We start from the raw sequence: 25672 nt of genomic DNA on the forward strand, positions 1-25672 counted from the left end.
GTTATATTCATGTTGTATTAAAATTCTGAATTTGGTTTCCAGTCAACCACAGCTCTGATGAATGCTTCAGCATTTTCAACAGGAACGTTTGGAAGAATACCATGTCCAAGATTAGCAATATACCTGTCTTTTCCGAATCGGTTAATCATTTCATTTACCATCTTTTTGATGGTTTCAGGGGTAGAGTGTAATCTTGCTGGATCAAAGTTCCCTTGTAAAGTCATGGTGTGGTTTGTCAAAGTTCTTGCGAATTCTGGCTTAATGGTCCAGTCAACACCAAGAGCCGAAGCTTTAGACATAGTCATGTCTTCCAACGCGAACCAGCATCCTTTTCCGAATACGACTACATGGGTAAGTGGGCTTAATGCCTCAACGATCTGGTTGATATATTGCCAAGAGAACTCCTGATAATCCATTGGAGAAAGCATTCCTCCCCATGAATCAAAAATTTGTACAGCAGAAACACCTTTTTCTACTTTTCTTTTTAAATAAGCAATCGTAGTATCGGTGATCTTTTGAAGTAATAAATGAGCTGCTTCAGGCTGTTGAAAACAGAAAGATTTTGCAATATCAAAAGCTTTGCTTCCTTTTCCTTCTACACAGTAGCAAAGAATTGTCCATGGAGATCCGGCAAAACCGATCAATGGAACTTCATTGTCTAGTTTTTGAAGGGTTAATTCAATAGCGTCAAAAACGTAGCCTAACGTATCATTCACATCCGGAGTTTCAATGTTTTGAACCTGTTCCATTGTTCTGATAGGAGTATCTAACCAAGGGCCAACAGATTCTTTCATTTTGAAATCAATTCCCATAGCCTGTGGAACTACCAAAATATCAGAAAACAGGATCGCTGCGTCTAAAGGAAATCTGCGGATAGGCTGTAAAGTGATCTCAGCAGCAAGCTCAGGGGTCTGACATCTTGTAAAGAAATCATATTTGTCTCTTAAAGCAATGAATTCCGGCAGATATCTTCCAGCCTGCCTCATCATCCAGACAGGAGGTCTTTCAACGGTTTCTCCGCGAAGTGCTTTTAAATATAGGTCGTTTTTTATCATAATCTATTTAAACTAATATCACCGTTTAATCCGGTAACAGATATTCTAAAGTTTGGTCACAATTTCCAGTCTTATCAGCTCAAAAATAGAGCTCAGAGTGTTCTCTTCGGACGTGAAAATATTTTCGTGAGTGTAATTTCTTAATTCTCCTGATGTAGTTTCTCCAATCGAAAACAGCTTCATATCTTTCAGAGAATTTTGCTTTGCAAAACTACGAACTCCGCTGGGACTAAAAAATACTGCGGCATGATATTTTTCAGGAATTAAAGGATTGATTTCCTCAGTGTTGTATATTGTGATCTTTTTATATTTAATGTTTTGCAAAGGAAGTTCTTTGTCCAGTACATTAATGGCGAGATTACCACAGAAATGAAGGAACTGTTCATGCTGGCAGTTTCCGATAATGAATCTGGAAAGCGCATCTGCATTCTTTAAGACCTTAAATGTTCCAAAGCCGTGCTTTCTTAATGCTCTTTTTGTCTTTTCACCCACGCAGTAGATTTTGTTGTAGTTTTTAGCCGTGAAATTTTCATTAGGCTTAAATCTATTTTTAAAAAACGAGGCTACACCATTCACACTGGTGAAGATCAAAGAGTAATTTTTCAGTTCAAACGGACTGATGAGAATAGGCTTGGTCTTAATTACCTCAACACAATCAACCAGGATATCCTCTCCTAATTCTTTGGATATAATAGCTTGGTCTATATTTTTGGTAAATAAGATTTTCATGTCTGTTGGATTAGAAAATGAAAAGAGTTAAAAAATTAGAGATCTAAATTGAATTAAATAATCTAGATCTGGCTTTTGATTTCTGTCATCAATTCTTTTCCTCCGTTTTCCAGTACTACCTTGGCGAATCTTTCTCCAAAATTTTCTTCCGGGTTGTACTCGAAGTTCTCATCAATAGCAATGCAGTTTTTACCATCCAGTGAGCAAAGGGCTGCTGTAAAGCGGATCTGATCCTCAATGATTTCTGCAAAAGCTCCAATAGGGGCTGTACATCCGCCTTCTAAAGTACTTAGGAAGTTTCTTTCGATTTCTACACAGATCTGAGTGGGCTTGTGGTTGATCTGCTTCAGGATTTCATTGATCTCCGGTTTATCGGAATGTCCTGCAACCGCAATAACGCCCTGAGATGGGGCAGGAATCATTACTGGAAGCATTTCATAATCAATTTCCATTTTCATTCTTTTGATGCCTGCCAAAGATAAAATGGTAGCGTCAAAATTGCCATCTTCAAGCTTTTGAAGACGCGTCTGAATATTTCCACGGATATCAGAAAACTCAGTATTCGGGAAATGTCTTAACCAGAAAGCTCTTCTCCTCAAACTGCTTGTTGCAAGCTTTAGTTCATGAAGTTCTTTGTTTTTAGCTGATTCTTTTCTGATCAAAATGTCTTGTGGGAAATCTCTTTCCAAATAGGCAATCATCTCAATATTCTGAGGCAACAGGGTAGGGACATCTTTTAAAGAATGAACTGCAATATCTATTTCATCATTCAATAAGGCTATATCAAGGTCTCTTGTAAAAACCCCGGTGATTCCTAATGAATATAAAGGTTGATTAAGGTTCTTATCGCCAGAAGAAACGATAGGAACAATCTCCGTTAAATAGTTGTTGTTCTGAAGGTGCCTCGCAACCTCTCTAGCCTGCCAAAGTGCAAGTGCGGAATTTCTTGTTCCGATTCTAATGCTTTTCATTGAATTCGTTGTTTGGTTGTTCAACTAATATTTCGTGCATTAATTTACTAATTTCTTCGGCTTTTAAAGGATTATCGATGATATATTTTGCAAAACGGTTGGTGATCTTCTGGATCATTTTATCAGAAAGTTCCATATCCGTGATGTCTATATATTTATTTTTCTTGTAAAAATTATGCATTTCATTGCGTTCCATATTCTTTAAAACGGCTTTGAAATGGTGAATGTTTGGTGCTAGTTTTCTTTTTTTCTCCCACTCAATAAAGTCTTTCATCAGCTCCTTAATGATCTTTTCGGCTTTAGGAATTTCTTTTTCCCTTTGCTGAATCGTTTCCTGGATCTGTTTTGAAAGTTCATCAACATCAATTAAAGTTACATTTTTATTTTCCGTAACATTCTTTTCAACGTTATGAGGAATGGAAAGGTCTATCACCAATGTTTCTTTTCCATTCGGGAAATGAGATTGGTTGATAATTGGGTGTTTGGCTCCTGTAGCCACGATAAGAATATCTGTTTCTTTTAATTCCTTGTCAAAATCAGAATAATCAACGTGAGGAATATTATATTTTTGAGAAATTTTTTCAGCTTTCTCCTGAGTTCTGTTTGCAATTTTAATTTTGGGCTGATAAACATGTTTTACCAGATTTTCAACCGTATTCTGTCCAATCTCACCTACTCCAAGAAGAAGAATGTTCTTTTCAGTAATTTTCTTTTGGCTATTCAGAATATAATGAACTGCTGCATAAGAAACAGAAGCGGCTCCGTTGGAAATTCCGGTTTCATTCTTTATCCTTTTGGAAATCTGAATAGCAGCATTAATTGCTCTTTCCAGGTATGGATTAGAATTCTGCCTTTCCTTTTTAAAACGGCTATATGCTTTTTTGATTTGACCTATAATCTCAAAATCTCCAATGATCTGACTTTCAAGTCCCGCAGCGACCCTGAAAAGGTGTATTAAAGCCTCTTCTTTAGTTAAAATATTAGCAAACTGAAGAAAATCTGTAATGTTTACTCCAATGGTTTTGCAATATTCTTCTGCTACTAAAAGATAATTGGAAGAAGTGGTATAGATCTCTGTCCTGTTACATGTGGAAACTACAAATGCATCCCCAAGATCTTCCTGATGGACGCGGGAAACAAAGTTTTTGATGTTTTCATCAAAGAATGCAAACTTTCCTCTCGTTTCTACATCAGCCTTTTCGTAGCTTATAGAAAGCACGGCAAAATTCGATGTTCGATGGATGTTGGAATACTGTAACATAAGCAACGGCAAATTTACGCTTTTTTTAATTAATCATCCTCTGATAGTGTATATGATAATTATCGTAAAAAACTATAGAGTTAAGTCAAAAAAAGATCAAGAAAGCTAATTAGGCAATTTTTCTATTTGCTTTGATCTTTTCTTAGTCTTTTTTACCCTTTTGATGTCCCATTAATTTTGGTTGAAATCAAACTCTGTAATTATCTAAACAGAAAGTTAATAAAGAATTATAAATTTTAATAAAATTTTAACCAAATTATGTTGCATTGAAATTTCTTTAGTAGGGTTAAATTTATATCTTTGTAAACTTAAAATCAGAAGAAAAATATGAGTTTATTTGATATGTTTACGCAAGAAATTGCGATAGACCTGGGAACAGCCAATACCCTTATCATCCATAATAATAAAATTGTTATAGATCAACCGTCAATTGTTGCAATTGAACGTTCTTCGGGTAAACCCATTGCTGTAGGTGAACAGGCGAAACATATGCAAGGTAAAACTCACGAGGATATCAAAACAATCCGTCCATTGAAAGATGGCGTTATTGCAGATTTCCACGCTTCTGAACATATGATTAAGGAATTTATTAAGAAAATTCCTGGAATCAAAGGTAAATTCATACAGCCTGCATTAAGAATTGTAATCTGTATTCCTTCTGGTATTACTGAAGTTGAAAAGAGAGCGGTAAGAGACTCTGCTCAGAAAGTAAACGCAAAAGAAGTAAGATTGATCTATGAACCAATGGCTGCTGCTATAGGAGTTGGGATTGACGTACAGAAGCCTGAAGGGAATATGATCATCGATATAGGTGGAGGTACTACGGAGATTGCTGTTGTAGCTTTAGGAGGTATCGTATGTGATAAATCTGTGAAAATTGCAGGAGATGTATTTACCAACGATATTGCATATTACTTAAGAACTCACCATAACCTTTATATTGGAGAAAGAACTGCTGAAAGAATTAAAATTGAAGTAGGTTCCGCAGTGGAAGATCTTGATGTAGACATTGAAGATATTCCGGTACAAGGTAGAGACCTTATTACAGGTAAACCAAAAGAAATTATGGTTGGGTATAAAGAAATTGCCCGTGCATTAGACAAATCTATCATCAGAATCGAAGATGCCGTAATGGAAACGCTTTCCCTTACTCCACCGGAATTGGCTGCTGATATTTATAAAACAGGTATTTATCTTGCTGGAGGAGGTGCATTGTTAAGAGGCCTTGCGGACAGAATCCACAAAAAGACAGGTCTTCCTGTATTTGTAGCAGAAGATCCGTTGAGAGCTGTAGTTCGTGGAACCGGTATTGCTCTTAAGAATATGGATAAATTCAATTTCTTAATTAAATAATTTTAACTTTTTACGACTGTATATCTGAATGGGATTTTTGCTGAGATTATTTTCGAAGAACACACTTTTTGTCTTCTTTATATTCCTGCAAATTATTGCTCTGGTTCTGATATTCTCTAGAAATGCCATGCAGAGATCCTGGATTGCAGGCCAAACAGCTGCATTAAATTCATGGATTTCCGGGTATATTGATGAGGGAGTTTCTTATCTGAAGCTAAAACAGATCAATGAAGATCTTGTGGTTCAGAATAAAGCCCTTATGGCAGAATTGTATGGAAAAGACGGAACAAAAAATCCTGTTTTCAAAAGAGTACATGATACCATCGGAGGCGGTCAGATCTATACTTTTGTTGATGGTGAAATTGTTTTCAACAGCATCAACAGAAGAAATAACTATTTTACAATCAATCGAGGCCGAAGAGATGGTGTCTTTCCACAGATGGGGGTAATGGCACCTAGAGGTATCGCGGGGATTGTTATCAATTCTACAGACAGTTATGCATTGGTTCAATCTGTATTAAGTGTAAACAGAATCAGAATTAATGCCGCTCTGAAAAATTCCGGATATTTTGGAACATTAACATGGAACGGAGATAACTCCAGGGTGATGCACCTTGCAGATATTCCGAAATATGTTGCTTTAAAAGTTGGAGATACCGTTGTTACAGACGGGAAATCTGCAATTTTTCCAAAAGGGGTAACTATTGGAACTATTGCCGGATATTCAGTAGATAATAAAACCGGTTTCTGGGATATCTCAGTAGAGCTGAGTGAAAAAATGGGTGCGTTGAATAAAGTGTATGTCGTGAAGAACCTGAAGAAAGCAGAAGTGCAGAAAATTCAGGACACGATGCAGGCTGTAATAAAAAAGGAAAATGATTAGCAGAACTTTATTTACGGACATATTAATCATGATATTTCTTGTTGCATTACAGATTTTTGTACTGAACAGGATTACTATTTTCGGGAAGTATACTCCGGTATTATACCCTGTGTTCGTCATGTTCTATCCTTTCTTCAGAAACAAATTTCAATTTCTTGCGTTAAGCTTTTTGATAGGGTTGTCTATTGATGGTTTCCTTTATTCTTGGGGGATCAATGCCTTTGCTACAACGCTGATCGCTTATTTCAGGACCTTGATATTCAGAACATCTACAGATACGTCTACAGACTTTTTCTCTTTTCAGTCCCTGCAATGGGCGCAGTTTTTGCTGTTTTTATTTTCAAGTATTTTCCTGCATCAGCTTTTAGTACAATATATAGAGTTCTTTAAGTTTAGCAGATTTTTTGAAATATTATTTAATGTGTTGGTGACAAGTGTAATTTCTTTTATATTTATAGTGGTCTACGCATTAATATTTAAAATCAAACAAAAAGTTTGAACACACGTTATTTAAAAATTTTTTCCATCCTTGTTGTTATCGCCCTTATTTTTGTGGCGAGGCTTGCGTATTTACAATTGTTCACAGATCGTTATGCGCTGAACGCAGCCAATACTTCCATCAAAATTGAATATGTAATTCCTCAGCGTGGAGTTATTTTTGATCGAAACGGAAAGATCATGGTAGGAAACCAACCTGCTTATGAAATTTCCTTTACCCAAGGTTTAATGAAACCGGATTTTGATACATTAGGCTTTTGCAGTCTGATGAAGATCAGTAAAACGGATTTTATCAACAAGATCAATGTTATTAAGAAAGAAAAATATTATTCTAAGCTGACGCCTATGACCTTTCTAAAGGACCTTAGCAGGGAAGATATTGCGAGAGTACAGGAAATTATTTTTAAATATCCGGCATTTAATATTGTACAGAGACCTCAGCGTCAATATGAAGTTTCTACTTCAGGAAACCTTTTAGGGTATACCAGTGAAGTGAATGAAAAAGAGATTAAAAAAGATTCTGTCTACTATTTACCGGGAGATTTTATCGGTAAAACTGGGGTTGAAAAGTCTTATGAGAAGGAACTTCGTGGAGTAAAAGGAATGAAGTACATCCAAAAAGATATCAGGCTCAGAAACATTGGTTCTTATAAAAACGGATCTTTGGATAAGGATGTAATTACAGGTAAAGATATTACTCTGACTATTGATTATGATCTTCAGAGAACTGCTGAAGAAATGCTTGTTAACAAACATGGGGCAATTGTAGCTATTGATCCTAATAATGGAGAAGTATTAGTGGCAGCAACTGGACCGGATATTGACCCGAACCTCTTCACAGGACCTTATAAATCCAAAAATTTATATGCTCTGTCAAAAGATACACTTTATGAAAATAAACCTACTTTTGATCGTTCTTTACAAGCAGGATATCCCCCAGGATCAACTTTCAAATTATTGACTGCCTTAGCAGCGATGCAAATGGGAGTAATGGATGAAAAAACGGTTTTCCCTTGTGGAGGTGGATTTTTCTATAAAGGTAAAAGAATTAAAGGGCATGGTGGAGCCGATCCGCTAATTCCTTCTATTCAGGTTTCCAGTAACTGCTTTTTTACCTACGCATTTATTGCAATTATTAAAAAGTATCCGGGAAATCCTTCAAAAGGTGTTGATGAGTGGAAGAAAATAATGAGCAGCTTTGGAGTAGGAGAATTTTTAAATAATGACTTTGCAGTGGGTGCAAAGGGTAGAATACCTTCCGGAGATTTTTACGAGAAAAGGTTTAAAGCCATCATGAAGGCAAGTGGTTCGAAGAGAACCGATTTCCAAAATTGGGATGAAATGTCAACCGGAGCTATCTATAATGGAATGGGACAGGGAGATGTTTTGGTAACTCCTATTCAGTTGGCAAATTATGTAGCTGCTATTGCCAACAAAGGATGGTATTATACACCGCATATCGTAAAAGCAATTGATGGAAAAGCAAATCCAGATCCAAGATTTAAGGTTAAGCATAAAACATTAGTTGATCCAAAACATTTTGAACCTGTTTTAAAAGGTATGGAAGCCGTAGTTTTGAGAGGAACGGCAAGAGGATTGAAATCCAATGACTTTACACAATTAGCCAAAACAGGTACAGCGCAGGTTCCACAAGGAAAGGATAACTCTATTTTTGTATTGATTGCTCCTGCAGATAAACCAAAAATTGTTGTAGTAGCAGTAATGGAACATGCAGGGTTTGGAGCGACATGGGCAGGACCGGCTTGTACAGTAATTGCAGAAAAATATATTACCGGTGATTTGAAAAGGGAAAATCTGTATAAAAAAATGATTACCTCGAGTTTTATGCCGGAATACAAAAGACAATGGATTGCAGACTTGAAGCGTAAAGGCCTTTATAAAGACCCTAAACCGGATTCAATTAAACAAAAAAGAATAAAAGATAGCCTGGAACTTGTTAAACAGCAAAAAGCCAAGCTTCAGAAAAAAATAGAAGACGATAAGAAGAATACTAACGCTCCTAAAAAACCTGTTAAGCAATGAAATGGACAGAAGGGATAGATAAACTAGGTCTAGGACTGTATTTCATGCTTTGCATTTTTGCTATTGCCAATATTTACAGTGTTGATCAGAAATTAGGAGAAAAGCAATTGATCTTCTTCTGTATATCTTTAGTGGTAGGACTTGTTATATTTGTAGGAAGAAGTAAATTCTTCGAGAATATGGCAGGTATTATTTATATAGGCGGCGTTCTCTTACTGATAGGTCTTTTCCCTTTTGGAAAGGAAATTCTAGGCCAGAAGAACTGGTACAAGTTTGGAAGTCTTACGATGCAGCCTGTAGAGTTTGCAAAGATTGGTACAGCATTAATGTTGGCCAACTATGTTTCAGGACCTGATTTTAACCTTAAGAACAAAAAGTCATTGCTGACAGCTTTAGGGATTATTGGAATTCCTGCAGTTGTGGTATTGGCTATTCCCGATGTTGGTTCTATGCTTGTATTTATTGCATTTTTTATCGCTTTATACAGAGAAGGATTAAGTGGCTTGCTCTTTGGTGTGGGATTTGTTTTTGCTGCTGTTTTTTTGGTAGCTCTAGCGATTCCGCCAGTATATGTAGCTGCTGCTATTTTAATTATTGCCGGAGTTTTGATCGCGATGAATTACCATAGAATGTCCTGGGATGTGATTTCTATATCAGGAATTTCGGGATCTATTCTTTTGTTATGTGGACTGGCATTTGGTTCTCCTTATATTTTAGAAAAACTGCCTAAGCACCAGAGAGAAAGAATTGAGGTTCTTTATAAAGGTGAAAAGGCGTTTAGAGATACTTCTGGATATAACTTATTATACTCCAAAACCGCTATTGGATCCGGAGGGCTTTTAGGAAAAGGATATCGTGAAGGATCTGTTACTCAAGGAAAATTCGTTCCGGAGCAGGAAACCGATTATATTTTCTGTACCGTAGGAGAAGAATGGGGCTTCTTAGGAAGTGCTATCCTTATTTTATGCTACATGATATATATCGGACGAATCTATTACCTTGCAGAACGACAAAAATCTACCTTTAACCGTGTATTTGGCTATTGCTTTGCCTCGATCCTGATGATGCACTTTTCAATCAATTTAGGGATGGTTATGGGGCTTTTCCCAACGGTAGGGATTCCGCTTCCTTATTTCAGTTATGGTGGAAGTTCTTTGCTGGCCTTCTCTATGATGACTTTTATTTTCTTTAAACTTAATTATTCGGATAAGAATAGCTTAGTATAATTATCTTAAAAGATTTAAACTGGTTTTAGTTCTGCAACATTTGTGGATTCTATTGTTATACCTCTTCAATCATTACTTTTATGAAAGACACTTTTGTTTTAGATCAAAATTTTGAAAATACAGATTTTGTACAGATCCCATTGGAAAAAGGAGAGTATGAAAACTGTACTTTTAAGAATTGCAGTTTTGAATATGGAAATCTGTCTGGTTTTAGTTTTACAGACTGCGATTTTATAGGGTGTAATTTAAGCATGGCAAAGCTTACCTCAGCAGCTTTTCGGAATGTCACTTTTAAAGAATGTAAGATGCTCGGCTTACAGTTTAATGATTGTAATGGCTTTGGGCTTTCTTTTAAATTTGATGGTTGTGCTCTTCATAGCTCTGTTTTCTACCAAACATCGATCAAGAAATCTATTTTCAAAGATTCTAAACTTATTGAGGTGGATTTTACAGAATGTGATTTATCCAGTGCGGTATTTTATAACTGTGATTTGTCAGGAGCTGTTTTCGATAATACTAACCTAGAAAAAGCAGATTTGAGAACTTCTGTTAACTATTCGATTGATTCGGGTTTAAATAGGCTTAAAAAGGCTAAATTTTCGCTTTCGGAAGTGTATGGACTGTTGTATAACCTGGATATTGAAATAGACAGAAACAGCTAGGTTCTGAAAGGTTGTTGTAAACATTAATTATTAGACACAATAGAAGCGGGCTTTAGTTCGCTTTTTTATATAAAATATCTTCCGTTGGCTTTAGCCAAAACTTAATTTTAAATAAGACAAATAAAAAAGCCATCAGAATTTCTGATGGCTTCATTATTTAAATCAATTATTTATAAAATTAAAAATTTGCTGGTGTAGCTTGCGTAGTAGAAGCTAGGTTGTTGTAAGCTTCCCCCTCCGCGTTGATAACTCTTTTTGCGAATCTGAACTTAGGTCCCCAATAAGAATCATTCAGTGAAGAAACCATTACTCCTTTAGATGTTGCTGCGTGGATAAATTTGATCTCACCTTCTTCAGTAACACTTTCTACAATCCCTACGTGAGAAATTCTTCTTCCGTGAGAAAAGAAGATTAGGTCTCCTTTTTGTAGGTCTCCTTTTTCAATTCTTTCACCTTCCTGAGCCTGAGAAGCTGCTACTCTTGGTAAAGTAAGACCTGCTGCAGCTCCGAAAACAGAAAGAACGAAAGCTGAACAATCAATACCTCTTCTTGTAGTTCCTCCATATCTGTAAGGGGTTCCAAGGTATGTTTCAGCTTCTTCAAGGATACCATCAATGGTTTTATTATGTCTGATTGCTTTTGCAATCTCAGAATTTTTAACAGCTTTTTTAGCATTTGCTATAGATGCAGCTTTTTCAGCAAGAAAAGAGTCGATTAATTTCTGCTTATCCTGCTCCATTTTTTTGTTATCAATAGAAGCTAGTTTGGCATCTGTTTTGTATTCTTTACTGTAAGTTGCTGGTTTTGAAACTACATAATTGGTAGCGCACGATTGCAATGATACTGTAGTAACTAAAGCAACTAAATAAAACAAAACTCTTTTCTTCATATATATTTGATTAACCGTGTTAAAATGGAATATTTATTTTCAAAAGCAATACAAAAGTAGAGATTCCGAGCAAAAGACCCCTGATATGATAATTGTCAGGATCTTATTTTAACACTATTTAACATATTATTTACATATGTTAAAGAAAAATAAACCGCAATTGCCTGTTTTTGGTAAGACTGCGGTTTTTTTTATTAAGATTCTTTAACAAAATCTATCGATTTTCTTCTATAAATCACGTTTTGTAATTTAAAACTCTAATTTTCAACGCTGTTAAAAAAACAAAATAAATTCTGTATAAATGCAATGATAGTAGTTGTTTAAGGAGAATTTTGTTAATAGTCTTATGTGATATATCGCTTTTCAGGATAGGATAGAATATGAGGCAATGTTTAGTTAACAGTAGCAAAAGTCTTAACGAAGAAGAGGGAATTATGTTGAGGGAATAGACATTATAAAAAAAATTCCTCAGAAAACTGAGGAATTTAACTAATATGGAACTTTACAGAGTTATTTTGTAAACAACATCTCTCTGTATTTTGTCATTGGCCAAAGCTCATCGTCCACCATCATTTCAAGATTATCAGAAGCCTCTCTGATTCCGTCGAATAGTGGTTTTACTTTGTTGCAGTATTCTTCTGCCTGCTTTTGGCTGTTTGATATGCCTTTTGCTGCCTCTCTGGCTTTAATAAGATCTTCAACACCCAGTTTGATTTTAGAAACATTTTCAGAAATGCTGGTGATCAGACTCATCTGTTCTTTTGCTAATGGCTTAAATTCTTTGTCTCCGAAAATCTCCTTAAGACCCTTAACGTTTTCAATTAACCTGTTTTGATAATTTAAAGCAGAAGGAATAATATGATTTCTTGCAATATCACTTAGAACTCTAGCTTCAATGTCAATAACAGTAGAATATTTTTCTAGTTTAATTTCGTTTCTTGCTTCAACCTCTCTGTGATTAAAGATTCCCATTTCCTCATAAAGATCTAGGAATTTTTTATCCATTTCCTGCTTAAGAGCTTCTGGAGTTGTTTTCAGATTGTTCAATCCTCTTTTCTCTGCTTCTTTTGCCCAATCATCAGAATATCCGTCACCTTCAAACATAATGGTTTTACATTGCTTGATGTATTCTCTTAATACATTGAAAATAGCTTCGTCCTTCTTCAGTCCTGTTTCAATCAAAGCATCTACTTCTTTTTTGAAGTCACCTAATTGTTTTGCAGCAATAGTGTTCATTACAGTCATCGATTCTGCACAGTTTGCAGAAGATCCTACTGCTCTGATCTCAAACTTATTTCCTGTAAAGGCAAATGGAGAAGTTCTGTTTCTATCTGTATTATCTAATAGGATTTCAGGAATTTTTCCAACTACATTTAATTTTAATTCTGTTTTTTCTTCAGGAGATAATTTTCCGTTGGTAACTTTTTCAAGTTCTTCTAAAACGCTGAATAGCTGACTTCCGATAAATACAGAGATAATTGCCGGTGGAGCTTCGTTAGCACCCAGTCTGTGGTCGTTACTTGCAGAAGCAATACTTGCTCTTAAAAGATCTGCATATTCATATACAGCTTTAATAGTATTCACGAAGAATGTTAAGAACTGTAAGTTTTTCTTAGGATTTTTTCCTGGACTTAAAAGGTTTTCACCAGTATCAGTAGCTAAAGACCAGTTGTTGTGCTTTCCGCTTCCGTTTACTCCTGCGAATGGTTTTTCGTGGAATAAGATGTGGAAGTGGTGCTTATGAGCTACTCTCGCCATGATATCCATCAACAAAGAGTTGTGGTCTACAGCAACGTTTACTTCTTCAAACATCGGGGCGAGCTCAAATTGGTTTGGAGCCACCTCGTTGTGTCTTGTTGTAGCAGGAATTCCCAGTTTCATACACTCAATTTCCAGCTCTTTCATGAAGTTCATTACCCTTGTAGGGATTGAACCGAAGTAGTGGTCGTCTAATTGTTGCCCTTTTGCTGGAGAATGTCCTAATAAAGTCTTACCTGTTAATACAAGATCCGGACGTGATTGGTATAGCGCGGAATCAACCAGGAAATATTCTTGCTCCCAACCTAAAGTAGGAGTTACCTTTGTTACGTTTTTATCAAAATACTGCATTACGTTGGTCGCAGCTTCGTCTACAGCATTTAAAGCTCTTAAAAGAGGTGCCTTATAATCTAAAGTTTCTCCAGTATAAGAGATGAAGATCGAAGGAATACATAATGTAGTTCCCATAATGAAAGCTGGAGAAGTAGGGTCCCAAGCTGTATAACCTCTAGCTTCGAAAGTATTTCTGATTCCTCCATTCGGGAAAGAAGACGCATCCGGTTCCTGCTGAATCAATAAGTTTCCGCTGAATCTTTCGATCGCCCTACCTCCTTCGATAGGAGTGAAGAAAGAATCATGTTTCTCTGCAGTTGTCCCCGTTAAAGGCTGAAACCAGTGAGTATAGTGTGTTACTCCTTTGCTCATTGCCCAGTCTTTCATTGCTACAGCAACCTGATCTGCGATGTGTCTCTGGATTTTAGTCCCTTTTTTTACCGCATCCATAATAGACTGGAATGCTTCTTTCGTTAAATATTCTCTCATTGTTTCTTCTGAGAAAACATTTTGGCAGAATAGTTCTGACAATTTCCCAGGGATTTCGACAGTGTTATCTTTTCTGAAATCCTTAAATGGAAGAGTTTCTAATGCTTTGAATCTTAAGGTTGACATATTTGGGTGAATTTTGATAGGGCAAATTTACAAAAAAAATGAAACAAAAATGATTTGACCCTAAAAAATTAAGGGGTGTTTTGAAATTTTATATAAATTAAACAATTGTTTGGGGTGTTTCGAGTAGGGGTGTTTGTTTCTGCGAAGATTAAAATGCAATATTTATCGGGGTTTGGAAAGGGTGGTAGTATATAAATACATTTTATATGATACATTCCGTGATCCTATGCGAATTTAAGCCACTTATTAAAAGATAGTTAAAATAAAATGGACAAAGATTTCGTATATTTGTGTGAAATTTATTTTATGACAAATTCTAGAGCAAGAGAAACAACAGAGGCTATTGAAAGATTATACATCTCTATGAGACATTTATTTTATAGAGGATTTTTCAAGCCAGCAGGGGTTTCAGGAGAAAGTATCAGAAGCTTGTTGAAAACTATTAATCCGGAAATTTATGGAACTATGAGTGTTCCAAGTAAATTGGAACTTGATGGTTTAATGTATGTACTGGACAGGCTTCCGGAGGGAATTGAAGAATGTGCTTTTATTCATCTTACATCTGATGAAGGGTTTGATAAAGGAAGTTTCGAACCAATTGTTCCAAAGAAAAGAAGAAGAAACTGTTATAGAATAGACGAACACCAGATGAATATTGAAGTTCTTTTGGGCCGTTCCGAAATTTATGACATTCTTACCCACCTTACATTCCTATTTATAGAAGCTGATAAAATCCGTAACCTGGCATTCATTCAGGATGAAAACTGGAAACCTACACGCGCATTCAAAATTATTGAAGAAGTAGTGAAAGGTGAAAAGAAATTCAGCAGAAAAGAGAAAGAAGTGGCACTAATTCACCTTTCCTCTTTAATAGGAAGATCTTTTGATGAAACATTAAGAGCTTACAATACTTTTGGTGATGATAATAATCCGGACCGTTTATTTAAAATCATCTATAACTTAGCGAAAGTAAGTCTTGAAGATGCAAAAGGAACTACAGAAAGAGAAATTCATTTCAGTGCAATATTAAAAGAAAGAGTAGGACACCATTACTTTGGTGAGAAATGGGCGAATAAAGTGAAGGAGGTTTTATTTGAAAATAATCTTCATAACCGTCCATTGCATATTATTTCGGCGAACATGCACTCTGTGAAAAATATGCTGTATGCAAATGATGCGCTTAAAAAGAAGCATAACAATGAGGTAGATTATAAGTTGTACGAAGAGATTTCTAACAAAAAAGAACTTCGTGACAAGGTCTTAAAATTTGCCATGGATGAAGGGATGATCCATATTGCTGATAAAAGTGGAAGCAATATTGATGTACAGATCATTGACCTTAGCAAAATGAACCTGAAAAATACTCCATTTGCTGATACTAAGTTCTCAGGAGATGATGTAGTAATGGTCTTTGACTATGCTTTCGGTGAACAGGCTTTTGAAGTAATGGATGAATTGCTGAAACCTTATGAACATAAGGGAGAAGTATACATGATGCATGTAAAATCAGTATCCATTATGGGTAAAGCTGGTATTCTTACCGGAGAAAAAGGTGATATTATGATCCCAACTTCTCACATTTTTGAAGGTACCGCAGATAACTATCCTTTTGAAAATGCATTGAAGCTTGATGATTTTAAAGATGATGAACTGAAAGCTTTTGAAGGTCCTATGATCACAGTTTTAGGAACATCGCTTCAGAACAAGGATATCTTGTCCTACTTTATGAATACTTCGTGGAGAGCGATTGGTCTTGAAATGGAAGGTGCTCACTATCAGAAAGCGATTCAGGTTGCTTCTAAAATCAGACATCATATTTCACCGGATCTGTTCGTTTGCTATGCTTATTATGCTTCGGATAATCCTTTAGAGACTGGAAGTACTTTATCTTCAGGAGGTTTAGGTCTTACAGGAGTAAAACCAACGTATCTGATTACTTTAAGAATCCTTGAAAAGATCCTAAGAAGCGGAAAGAAAGAAGTTTCTGCTAAGAAATAATTGTAATTTCAAATGATAATATCAGCCTCAGATGTAAAATGCATCTGGGGCTTTTTTGTTTTAAAATACATAAAGATCTGCGCTATCTGCAAAATCTGCGAGAGATTAAAAATCAATATTTTAATTACTTATCTTTAGAAAAACATATTTATCATGAGTTCAGTATCACAATTAGCCGAAAGATTCAGAGAAGTTTTGCTTGATGGTCTCTGGATTGCCAATACCAATTTTAGAGATCAGCTTTCTGATATAAACTGGGAACAAGCGACAACCAAAGTAGGTTCTTTAAATACCATTGCCATGCTTACTTTTCATATTGATTATTATATAGCTGGGCTTGTACATGTTTTTGAAGGAGGAGATCTGGAAATAAAGGATAAATACAGCTTTGATCTTCCCCCTATTGAATCTCAAGAACAATGGGGAAGCTTGTTAAATAAACTATGGGAGGATTCTGAAAAGTTTATAGCATTATTAGAAAAAATGCCGGATTCAAAGCTTAATGAAAAGTTTGTAGATGAAAAATATGGAACGTATCAGAGAAATATAGACGGGATGATTGAACATGCTTATTATCATTTAGGGCAGATTACTCTCATAAAAAAACTGTTGAAAGAACAATACATAGAGTAAAGTCCAAAATTATACTCCTAATGATCTGTGAAAATCTGTATACTCTATGATTGAAAAAATAATTTTACTTTTCATTTAACAAGACCAGTAGAAAATCATCTAAAACAGACAAAACCCTCTTGTAACTCCACGTTTGAGGGTTTTATTTTAATTACCTACCTTTAGAAAAAATAAAATTTTAAATGAGAAAATCGGCTGCAATCATTTTTGCGTTTATCATTTCACAATTTCATGCTCAGCAAGGAGCTTATTATCAGCAGGCTGCGAAGTACAAGATGGATATTGATGTCAATGCTGAAAAATTTACCTATCAGGGAAAACAAACCTTAGAATACACCAATAACTCACCGGATGAGCTGAATGTGGTGTATTTTCACCTGTACTGGAATGCTTTCAAGCCTAATTCCATGATGGATCAGAGAGTGTCTTCCCAAGGGAAAAATGGTGACGGAAGGTTGCAGAAAAATGGAATCTCAACACTGTCTTCCATTCCAAAAGATCAGGAAGGAGCTCAAAATATTCACTGGATCAAACAAAATGGTAAGGATCTGAAATTTGAAGTTCAGGAAACCATTATGAAAGTATATCTGGCGGAGCCTATTCAACCAAACTCTACAACAACTTTTACCATGGATTGGGATGCTGTAATTCCTCAGCAGATCAGAAGAAGTGGAAGAAACAATAGAGAGGGGGTGGATATGACTATGACACAATGGTATCCGAAGATTGCTGAATACGATTATGATGGCTGGGCAACTTTTGATTATCTGGGAAGAGAATTCCATGCACCGTTTTCAGATTTTGATGTTACGATTAAAATTAATAAAGACTATGTAGTAGGAGCTGGAGGAATTCTTGAAAACCCAACAGAAGTAAAAGGATACGATGCTGCTGCAAAGATCAAAACAGAAAAAGATAAAAAAGCAACCTGGAAATGGACTGCGAAAAACATCCTTGATTTTGCATGGAGTGCAGACAGAGATTATTCTGTGGAAAGCTTTAATGTTCCGGAAGGTCCAAAAGTATATTTAGTCTATCTGAAGAATGATAAAACTAAGGTTTGGGGAGAAGCACAACCCTACATTACCAAGTATTTCCAGATCATGAATTCTCATTTCGGGAAATATGTGTATCCAACTTATGCCTTTATTCAAGGAGGTGACGGTGGAATGGAGTACGGAATGTGTACCATGATTCTTGGTGAGGCTAAAGATATCAAAGGACTGATGGGACTAATGGCTCACGAAGGTTCTCACTCTTGGTACCAGCAAATGCTTGCGACTAACGAATCTGTACGTCCTTGGATGGATGAAGGTTTTACCAGTTATGCAGAAGGATATACTATGTATCAGTTATTTCCGGAAGAGCTTCCGAATCCGTTTGCCAACACTTTGAACGCGTACAGAAACTTTGTTAAAAAAGGAATTGAAGAACCTGCGGTTTGGTTAGGAGATCACCATGATAATGGAACTTCTTACACGTATGCTTCTTACGTAAAAGGAGAGTTGTATCTGGTACAGTTAGGATATATTATGGGCGAACAGAAGCTCGCAGAAACGTTGAAGCAATATTATGACCAATGGAGTATGAAACACCCGTCAGACAGAGATTTCCTTCATATTGCTCAAAAGGTTTCAGGAATGGATTTAAAATGGTTCCACAATTATTGGATCAATACTACCAAAACGATCGATTACGGAATTAAGGAGGTAAAGTATGATGCAAAATCTACTACAGTTACCCTTATCAATAACGGTCAGGTTCCGATGCCAATTGATTTCAGTGTAATGACTACGGATAAGAAAATTGTAACTTATCAGATTCCATTGAATATGACTCATACGTGGAAAGAAAAAGATGCTTATGGTGAATTCAAGACGATGCCTTACTGGCCTTGGACTCAAAAAGAATATACGATTACCATTCCTTATACAAAATCTCAATTGTCAGTATTGGGAATTGATTTCAGCCAGAGAATCGCAGATGTGAATATGGCGGATAACTTTGTAGAAGTAAAATAAAAAGATCAACATAGAGATAAAAGGAGTATTTGCAAATACTCCTTTTATTTTTTTATAAATTTGGAACTCAAATTTTTTTCAAATCATAGCCTGTTTAAATATAAATGAATTCAATTGTAATCAACGTAGGGAACAGCAATATCAGATTTGGCCTTTTTAATGGTGATAATTGTGATATTTCATGGGTAATCAATACAAAACCTTATAGAACAGCAGACGAGCTTTATGTGCAAATGCTGATGCTTTATCAGACGTATAAAGTTGACCCAAAAGAAATAGAGAAAGTAATTATAGGATCAGTAGTCCCTCAGCTCACCAAAGTGATGAGTTCAGGAATTAAGAAAATCCACGGAGTTAATCCGGTAATTGTTGATCGTACAACGCCATCAGGAGTACAGGCGAAGTCTAAGCAGATGGGAACGGATATTTATGCCAATCTTGTGGCAGCTCATAACCTTTACCCAAACAGGAAAAAGATTGTAATTGATTTCGGAACGGCTCTTACGGCAAGCTGTGTGGCTGAAACAGGTGAAACATTGGGAGTAATTATTGCTCCGGGGATTGTAACCTCTTTAAACTCCCTGATCAATCAGACTGCTCAGCTTCCAGATATTGAACTTAAGAGACCTAAATCTGTGTTAGGATTAGATACGGTAACCTGTATGCAAAGCGGAATGGTATATGGTTTCCTTGGGATGGTAGAAGGTTTTATTAATCGTATTAATGATGAGGTGAATGATGATTGCTTTGTGGTAGCTACAGGAGGGGTTTCTCATGTGTATAAACCTTTAACAGATAAGATTCATGTAATGGATAGACTGCATACCTTGAAAGGGCTTTATTTCCTTGGAAAAGATCTGTAGATATCATCCAGAAATGTTGAGTTATACCTCAACTTTTATTTCAATATAACCATGAATAATATGAAAGAATTAAAAGAATTTCCAAAAATAGAAACTGAAAGACTGATTCTCTCTCAGTTGGAAGAGAAGGATATCCCTTTTATTGTTGAGTTTCTTAAGCATAGAATTTATTCAGATCTTACCTCTAATATTCCTTATCCTTATACGGAAAATGATGCTCAGCTTTGGATAAAAATGTCCCAAGAGGCTTTTGATGATAATACTGGCTTTACCTTTGGAATTAGAAATAAAAAAGAGGAACTTATAGGTGCTATCGGGCTTCATGACAGAGATGATGATAAGGCGGAGCTTGGATATTGGGTAGGAATTCCCTACTGGAATAAAGGATATGTTACAGAAGCAGCGAAGGCTATAGTAGATTTCGGCTTTAATGACTTAGGTTTTAATAAGATTTATGCTACTCATTTCCTTCACAATCCTGCTTCCGGAAAAATCATGGAAAAAATAGGAATGGAGCGGGAGGCTCTTTTAAAACAACATGCCAAAAAAGACGACGAATATTTTGACCTTGCTATGTATTCTATCTTCAAAGATTAATTGGGATACGACCTTATAAAAACAAAAATCAGAGAACATTATATTCTCTGATTTTTTTATGGTTTTCAAAAGGGCCTTTTTAGAGATCTCCTGTACATGAATCACATTCTTTCAATGGATAGATCCATGTGCCACTATCCTCATTAAAAAAAGGTTGAGTTCTGCATCCGATTTTTCTTACCCCATTGTCATCAATATAAAAACATTGATCAGGGCGGATTCCACCATTAATTTTGGCCGTTTCTTTTCTTGCTAATTTTTTCATGTTGTTTTAATTTGAAGGTAAATGGAATTAGTTTAATTGTCTTTATTCATTTTTAAAGATCAGTAACTGTACATGGTTGGCATGCGTATTCAGGATTTGGATAAATCCATCCTCCACAACAGTCTGGAATGGGGCCTAATTGGCATCCAAGTTTTCTCTTGCCTGTGTTAGGATCAGTGTAAAAGCATTGTCCCGGTGCGATTCCACCATTGATTTTAGCTGTTTCTTTTCTGGTTAGCTTTTTCATATTGTTTTAATTTGAATGTAAATCAAATGTAGGTAATTATTTGATTACTTGTATCTTGTTTTTCAATATGCGGTGACAAAAAAGAAACTTATCTTTTGCTTTTAAAAAAATCTTTAACAATGGTAGAGCACTCATTTTCCATAATCCCTGTAATGACTTCTGTTTTTGGATGTAGAGAAAGGTGTTTATTGATAAAACCCCTCTGTTCATCTCTGGCACCAATAACTACTTTGGAAATCTGTGACCATGATAAAGCTCCTGAGCACATGACACATGGCTCCATGGTAACATAAAGAGTACAATCCTTTAGATATTTACCTCCTAAGAAATTAGCGGCTGAGGTGATAGCCTGCATTTCTGCATGGGCAGTAACGTCGTTTAATGTTTCAGTGAGGTTGTGTGCTTTTGCAATAACACGGTTGTTGGAAACAACCACACATCCGATAGGAACTTCATCCTGTTCCAAAGCAGCCGCTGCTTCCTGTAGGGCCATTTTCATATAATATTCGTCTGTAAACATCTAATTTAATCAACCATCGTTAAAGTTAAAGGAATCCTGAAACGGAATCTTGCCGGATCACCCTTTACCATTGCGGGAGAAAATTTTTCAGAAATAGAGTAGAGGGCAATTTCAGCTTGTCTGTTGAACGTAAAATTATCACCCTGAGCATGAACGTTACTTACGCTTCCATCTTTTTCCACAATAAATATAACATCTGTTTTTACTGTTTTGGAATCAGAGTTCACCCCCTCTACATAAAGAAGATCTGCAACCTCTTGTCGTAGGGTATTGATGCCTCCGGGATAATCTGCCATCTTTTCTACATTCGCAGATTTATCGGTAAAATCCTGAGAGATTCCTTTTGTTGTTTTTAAAGTCTGAAGATCTTCAATATTTCTTACCCTCAACAGTGCTCCAATTAAAGCAGTGTTTTCAATGCTATCCATTTTTTTCATAAAAAAAAGAAAATCTCCTTTGATCGCATCTTTTTTAAGAACATTGGATTCTGCATCAAATTTTTTCTTGAATTCATTATTTAGCATACCTCTATGCTGGTTGTAATAATTTTTTACCAACCGGAATTCCTCTTTTTGCTGAGATAAACAAAATGAAGAAATCATACAAAATATGCAAATGAATAAAGTTCTCAATAGGGATATTTATGTAAATATAACTAAAAAATATGAGATTGATTCAGCATCTGTTAACTTTCAAGATAGCGATTTAAAGATTCCTGAAGATGATTGCGGATGTCGTCAACTAAACCTTTCGGTTCTAGCACGGTGACTTCTTTTCCATAGGATAAAAGTTCCTGCATAAAATCATAAGTAGGATGAAGGAAAAACTCAAAATAGATCTCTTCCGGAGTTTCTTTAGTCTCTTTTTGTGACTGATGAAGCGGGAAGCTTCTAATGTATTCTCCCTGATGGCGGCTGCATTTTAATACAATGTTCTGCGGCTTCTGTTCTGCCAGGTTCATCACTCCAAAAGCATTTTTAAAATGCTCTCTGAAGTTATATTTATACTTTTCTCTGAACTGATTTTTAGCCACATCCAGATAATTGATTCTGTCTAATCCAAACGATTTTAAAATTTTATCCTTAGTGTCAATCGCAATAAGATACCATCTGTCTTTGGATTCTTTTAAAGCCAAAGGATGGACCTTTCGGGAGGTCATCAGTTTATTTTTATAATTGTAATGTTCAAAAGTAACCACTCTTTTGTTACGGATGGCAAAGAACAAATCATAAAAATGCTCTATACCAGTTGGTTTACGGCTTTCAAAGAAAATGAAATTTGAAAAATCAGGGTGAAGATTCAGGGCGTTGCTTACCTGGAAAGATTCCAAAAGTTTTTGGTTATACTCATCCACTTCCATGATGGGGCGGCTTTCAATATAATACCGGTTGTCACCTTTTTTCTTATTGTGAATGGAAAGGTTGAAAAGGTCGGAAATCTCACGAATATCTCTCTGCAAGGTACGGATAGAATAACTTTTGATCCCGGCATCCTGGAATTCAAAAGAATTTAATAGATAGTCTTCCAACTGGGAATAGGTAGCCGGAGAACTTTCTAATCTTTTAATAATTAAGGCATATCTTGTCAGATAAAAATCTTTCTTCATGGTAAAATTTTGTACCACAAATATATGGGCTTAATGCGACAAAACGTGTCGTGTTTTATTTTTTTGTGATGAAGTTTGAAAAATAATAAGCCACAGAAACCCTGTGGCTTATTCCATATTCTAATATTTATTTTCAGAATAAATTTTGAAGCTTTACAAGATCGCTTCAGGATCTTAGGCCTTGTTTTATTTGGTCGTAGGCCGAATTTCCACAGGTGTGTTATATTTTCAGACATCGTTCTGGCTGTCCAACATTTGTGAATGGTGATTCAAAGGCGTTGAGAATGTTTAATGAGACTGCTGGGTGCATGATAGAGAGTAATGACGGACAGCATCAGAACTTGTCATATTTTTTATTTAAAAGGGATCTTCTTCCAGGATATCTTCATCAAAATCTTGTCTGAAGAAATTTTCAATGTCATTGAGATAGTTTTCATAATCCATCTCTGCATTTTCGATGTCACTCCATTCCACGGTGTAGAGATCTTCATCGAAGAGTATATCTGTATTGTGATTGGATGTTTCCATGTTTTGTATTGTGATTTGGTGTTGGTTGTGTTTTGAACATACTTTAGGTTGCTCAGCATAGATCAATATTGAATTCAAAGGCTTTTTAAAGTTTTTTATTAATTGTTTTTGTGCTCTTGTTTATATTTCAAAGGTAATAGAGGGTGGCGTCAAAACTTGACGTATAAAAAAATAACTCAAAAGAATTTTGAGTTATTTTAGTTTTTAAGAAAAATCGTTAATATCTATTTCATCAGCAATAAGCATAATGATGTCCATTTCAGAAAGCATTGATTTGAGTTTGATGCCTCCTAATTTTAAATCATTATCAGAAAGGATATGGCACCAGACTTTCTGTACAAAATCTTCAAATGTTATTTCTGAAGTATAAAGCGGGCTTGTTGTTTGTGCTGCTAAAGCCAGGATTTGCTTGGTGATATCTCTGCATTCATTCATTTTTGTTTCATGAGGCAGTAACACATTAAGCACACAGTTTTGCGCATCGTGAAGAAGATTTGCGGTAACCTTGAGCTGGTTTTTTTTAGCATTAAAACTTCTTTCATCACTGATTTTACCTGCCAGGATCTTACTTCTGAAACCGGCTATTTCCGAAACTTCACTAATGGTGTTCGTAGAAAGAATATTCTCTACAGACTTCAGCCATGAAAGCATTTTCTCAACAAAAAAAAGATCTTTTTTCTCCAACGAAGAAACAATAGCTGGAAATTCCAGCAGCTGATCCTTTAGCTGGGAAACTAAAATAAACTGTGACTTTTTCATTCTATTATTCAGGGATAAGCGTTTCTATAATATTTCCATTGATATCCTCATATCTCGACCATTCCATTCCTGCTTCACTCACACTCATTTTAGCGAAAATCAGGCATTTGGCATCCAGTTGCATTAATTTGCTTGCCTCTACAATAATCTCCCGGTTATCTATCTTTTCAATAACTCTTCTGGCTTCCAAAACAATCCTGTTGAAAAGGTTTTGCTGTAAAAGCTGGGGATCTGTATTCTTCCATGTAAAATTGGGAAGAGAACGACAGTATTCTACTGTATATTTTGAAATAGGTTCAAAATACTGTATTTGAGTATCGGTGAGCGTCGGTTTGTTTTCAGACTTAATCTTCGTTATATAATCATTATAACTAAACTCCTGATTGGCTAGGAAATTTCTTAAATTCTGATCATTTTTAGTATCAGAAGCATTATAATCCGTTGAGGCAACTTTGGTAATTTCTTCATAAGAAAAATCTTTGAAAAGCAAGATAGGGGAGCTTCCTGCTGTAGCAAAAGGAATAGTAAGATCTACTGTCCCCACTTTCATTCTTGGAATGGAAAAATGTTTCAATAAATCATCTTTAGCATATTCTTTTGCAATTTGTACAGTCTGTAAGTCTGTCATTTTTCTGGCTGCGGCAATTTCAGAGACAATACCTCCTAAATATTCATTCAATTTTGGCATGATAAGTTTTTTTTAATTGATAAAGATTTTTTAAAAGGATGGCTGCCGGAGCAACCATCCTGAAAATAATTAAGTAGTAGTTACCGGTGCTGCGGAAGCAACAATAGCATCTTCTAACATATCCATAATTTTTGAAAGCCCTGCAGGTAATTCGTCATTTACAGCTTTTACATGTACGCCCAACGTATACGTTTTTTCCGTAGTTGAAGTACTTGAGTTGGTTTTCTTATAAGAAGCTGAAGCATTGAATTTAACTTTCCAGAATTTAGCGCTGATAGAAGCACTTCCCTGGAATTCACTAGCAATACTCTGAGTTTCTACAGAATTAAGCTTGGCGTTAAAATCAATAGTCATTTCGTCAATTCTTAAAGCCGGAATGGTCAGCATACAAAGTAATGGGACACTTAATTTTACTTCTGATGTTGTCACACTTTCGTTGTTTTCAGCGGTGCTGGGAACTGACTTTTTATAGATAAAATCTACATATTTAAGCTTTTTAGCTCCTTCTTCAAAGCCAACTTCTTTAATGAAATTTACTTGCGACATGGATGCGTCATGCTGAGCCTTGATCGCTGCCTGCATAGGTCCTCCGATGTAAACACTGAAATCTAAACTGTTTAATTCTTGTACTAAATTTGCCATAATTCTAAAAATTTTTAAGGTTATTAATT

The 25672-nt window shown here is 35.7% G+C and carries 26 protein-coding genes; 11 read left to right on the forward strand and 15 right to left on the reverse strand.

Features of this window, described 5'->3' with window-relative positions:
* Window positions 1-17: 17 nt before the first annotated feature.
* The 4 genes from hemE to hemA form a co-directional block, all read right to left on the reverse strand.
* Window positions 18-1055 (reverse strand): uroporphyrinogen decarboxylase, encoded by a 1038-nt coding sequence (gene hemE / locus EL260_RS01770; RefSeq protein ID WP_123858579.1) that lies wholly within the window; start codon window positions 1053-1055, stop codon window positions 18-20.
* Window positions 1056-1100: 45 nt separating this feature from the next.
* Window positions 1101-1784, reverse strand: coding sequence for a uroporphyrinogen-III synthase (locus EL260_RS01775; RefSeq protein WP_123858580.1), 684 nt, complete (start codon window positions 1782-1784; stop codon window positions 1101-1103).
* A 62-nt stretch (window positions 1785-1846) separates the two neighbouring features.
* Window positions 1847-2755, reverse strand: coding sequence for a hydroxymethylbilane synthase (gene hemC, locus EL260_RS01780; RefSeq protein WP_123858581.1), 909 nt, complete (start codon window positions 2753-2755; stop codon window positions 1847-1849).
* A complete protein-coding gene (gene hemA, locus EL260_RS01785) occupies window positions 2742-4016 on the reverse strand; it encodes a glutamyl-tRNA reductase (protein WP_123858582.1) in 1275 nt (424 codons plus the stop codon). Before hemA ends, hemC begins: the two co-directional genes overlap by 14 nt.
* Window positions 4017-4343: 327 nt before the next feature.
* On the opposite strand from hemA, the gene EL260_RS01790 reads away from it, so the two are divergent.
* From EL260_RS01790 to EL260_RS01815, 6 genes are all read left to right on the forward strand, one after another.
* A complete protein-coding gene (locus EL260_RS01790) occupies window positions 4344-5369 on the forward strand; it encodes a rod shape-determining protein (protein WP_002982450.1) in 1026 nt (341 codons plus the stop codon).
* A 28-nt stretch (window positions 5370-5397) separates the two neighbouring features.
* Window positions 5398-6252: a rod shape-determining protein MreC gene (gene mreC / locus EL260_RS01795; RefSeq protein ID WP_123858583.1), complete on the forward strand. Its 855-nt coding sequence runs from the start codon at window positions 5398-5400 to the stop codon at window positions 6250-6252.
* Complete coding sequence (locus EL260_RS01800) at window positions 6245-6751, forward strand: rod shape-determining protein MreD (protein ID WP_115968295.1); 507 nt, start codon at window positions 6245-6247, stop codon at window positions 6749-6751. The genes mreC and EL260_RS01800 overlap by 8 nt, the downstream gene beginning before the upstream one ends.
* Window positions 6748-8793: a peptidoglycan D,D-transpeptidase FtsI family protein gene (locus tag EL260_RS01805; protein WP_123858584.1), complete on the forward strand. Its 2046-nt coding sequence runs from the start codon at window positions 6748-6750 to the stop codon at window positions 8791-8793. Before EL260_RS01800 ends, EL260_RS01805 begins: the two co-directional genes overlap by 4 nt.
* Window positions 8790-10019 (forward strand): rod shape-determining protein RodA, encoded by a 1230-nt coding sequence (gene rodA / locus EL260_RS01810; protein WP_123858585.1) that lies wholly within the window; start codon window positions 8790-8792, stop codon window positions 10017-10019. Before EL260_RS01805 ends, rodA begins: the two co-directional genes overlap by 4 nt.
* 80 nt (window positions 10020-10099) lie before the next feature.
* Window positions 10100-10681: a pentapeptide repeat-containing protein gene (locus EL260_RS01815; protein ID WP_123858586.1), complete on the forward strand. Its 582-nt coding sequence runs from the start codon at window positions 10100-10102 to the stop codon at window positions 10679-10681.
* A gap of 178 nt (window positions 10682-10859) precedes the next feature.
* Here EL260_RS01815 and EL260_RS01820 read toward each other — a convergent pair whose 3' ends face one another.
* Both EL260_RS01820 and EL260_RS01825 read right to left on the reverse strand, forming a co-directional pair.
* A complete protein-coding gene (locus EL260_RS01820; RefSeq protein ID WP_123858587.1) occupies window positions 10860-11570 on the reverse strand; it encodes a C40 family peptidase in 711 nt (236 codons plus the stop codon).
* 510 nt (window positions 11571-12080) lie between these two features.
* Window positions 12081-14276, reverse strand: a complete 2196-nt coding sequence (locus EL260_RS01825; protein ID WP_123858588.1) for a glutamine synthetase III family protein — start codon at window positions 14274-14276, stop codon at window positions 12081-12083.
* Between the two features lie 306 nt (window positions 14277-14582).
* Between EL260_RS01825 and EL260_RS01830 the strand changes: the two genes are divergently transcribed.
* From EL260_RS01830 to EL260_RS01850, 5 genes are all read left to right on the forward strand, one after another.
* Complete coding sequence (locus tag EL260_RS01830; protein ID WP_123858589.1) at window positions 14583-16274, forward strand: DUF6909 family protein; 1692 nt, start codon at window positions 14583-14585, stop codon at window positions 16272-16274.
* A gap of 153 nt (window positions 16275-16427) precedes the next feature.
* Window positions 16428-16907, forward strand: a complete 480-nt coding sequence (locus EL260_RS01835) for a DinB family protein (RefSeq protein ID WP_123858590.1) — start codon at window positions 16428-16430, stop codon at window positions 16905-16907.
* A 182-nt stretch (window positions 16908-17089) separates the two neighbouring features.
* Entirely contained in the window at window positions 17090-18928 is a 1839-nt protein-coding gene (locus EL260_RS01840) for a M1 family metallopeptidase (RefSeq protein ID WP_123858591.1), read from the forward strand.
* Window positions 18929-19032: 104 nt separating this feature from the next.
* On the forward strand, window positions 19033-19791 hold the full coding sequence (locus tag EL260_RS01845; protein WP_123858592.1) for a type III pantothenate kinase: 759 nt from the start codon (window positions 19033-19035) through the stop codon (window positions 19789-19791).
* Between the two features lie 60 nt (window positions 19792-19851).
* Window positions 19852-20388 carry a GNAT family N-acetyltransferase gene (locus EL260_RS01850; RefSeq protein WP_123858593.1) on the forward strand — a complete coding sequence of 179 codons (537 nt, stop codon included), beginning with the start codon at window positions 19852-19854 and terminating at the stop codon, window positions 20386-20388.
* Between the two features lie 79 nt (window positions 20389-20467).
* Here the strand turns inward: EL260_RS01850 and EL260_RS01855 are convergent, their stop codons facing one another.
* The 9 genes from EL260_RS01855 to EL260_RS01890 all read right to left on the reverse strand — a co-directional run bounded on the left by EL260_RS01855 (window position 20468) and on the right by EL260_RS01890 (window position 25643).
* A complete protein-coding gene (locus EL260_RS01855; RefSeq protein ID WP_123858594.1) occupies window positions 20468-20653 on the reverse strand; it encodes a hypothetical protein in 186 nt (61 codons plus the stop codon).
* A gap of 52 nt (window positions 20654-20705) precedes the next feature.
* Window positions 20706-20900 carry a hypothetical protein gene (locus tag EL260_RS01860; protein WP_123858595.1) on the reverse strand — a complete coding sequence of 65 codons (195 nt, stop codon included), beginning with the start codon at window positions 20898-20900 and terminating at the stop codon, window positions 20706-20708.
* Window positions 20901-20988: 88 nt separating this feature from the next.
* The gene (locus EL260_RS01865; protein WP_123858596.1) at window positions 20989-21420 is read right to left on the reverse strand and encodes a nucleoside deaminase; all 432 of its coding nucleotides are present in this window, start codon (window positions 21418-21420) and stop codon (window positions 20989-20991) included.
* 5 nt (window positions 21421-21425) lie between these two features.
* Window positions 21426-22022 (reverse strand): hypothetical protein, encoded by a 597-nt coding sequence (locus tag EL260_RS01870; protein WP_228445271.1) that lies wholly within the window; start codon window positions 22020-22022, stop codon window positions 21426-21428.
* 83 nt (window positions 22023-22105) lie between these two features.
* On the reverse strand, window positions 22106-23026 hold the full coding sequence (locus EL260_RS01875) for a helix-turn-helix transcriptional regulator (protein ID WP_123858597.1): 921 nt from the start codon (window positions 23024-23026) through the stop codon (window positions 22106-22108).
* 357 nt (window positions 23027-23383) lie between these two features.
* A complete protein-coding gene (locus EL260_RS25430; protein ID WP_164464419.1) occupies window positions 23384-23554 on the reverse strand; it encodes a hypothetical protein in 171 nt (56 codons plus the stop codon).
* 204 nt (window positions 23555-23758) lie between these two features.
* Window positions 23759-24313 carry a hypothetical protein gene (locus EL260_RS01880; RefSeq protein WP_123858598.1) on the reverse strand — a complete coding sequence of 185 codons (555 nt, stop codon included), beginning with the start codon at window positions 24311-24313 and terminating at the stop codon, window positions 23759-23761.
* A gap of 4 nt (window positions 24314-24317) precedes the next feature.
* Window positions 24318-25001 carry a hypothetical protein gene (locus EL260_RS01885; protein WP_123858599.1) on the reverse strand — a complete coding sequence of 228 codons (684 nt, stop codon included), beginning with the start codon at window positions 24999-25001 and terminating at the stop codon, window positions 24318-24320.
* Between the two features lie 69 nt (window positions 25002-25070).
* The gene (locus EL260_RS01890) at window positions 25071-25643 is read right to left on the reverse strand and encodes a DUF2589 domain-containing protein (RefSeq protein WP_123858600.1); all 573 of its coding nucleotides are present in this window, start codon (window positions 25641-25643) and stop codon (window positions 25071-25073) included.
* Window positions 25644-25672 lie beyond the last annotated feature (29 nt).

The organism is Chryseobacterium nakagawai (genome assembly GCF_900637665.1).
GTDB lineage: Bacteria > Bacteroidota > Bacteroidia > Flavobacteriales > Weeksellaceae > Chryseobacterium > Chryseobacterium nakagawai.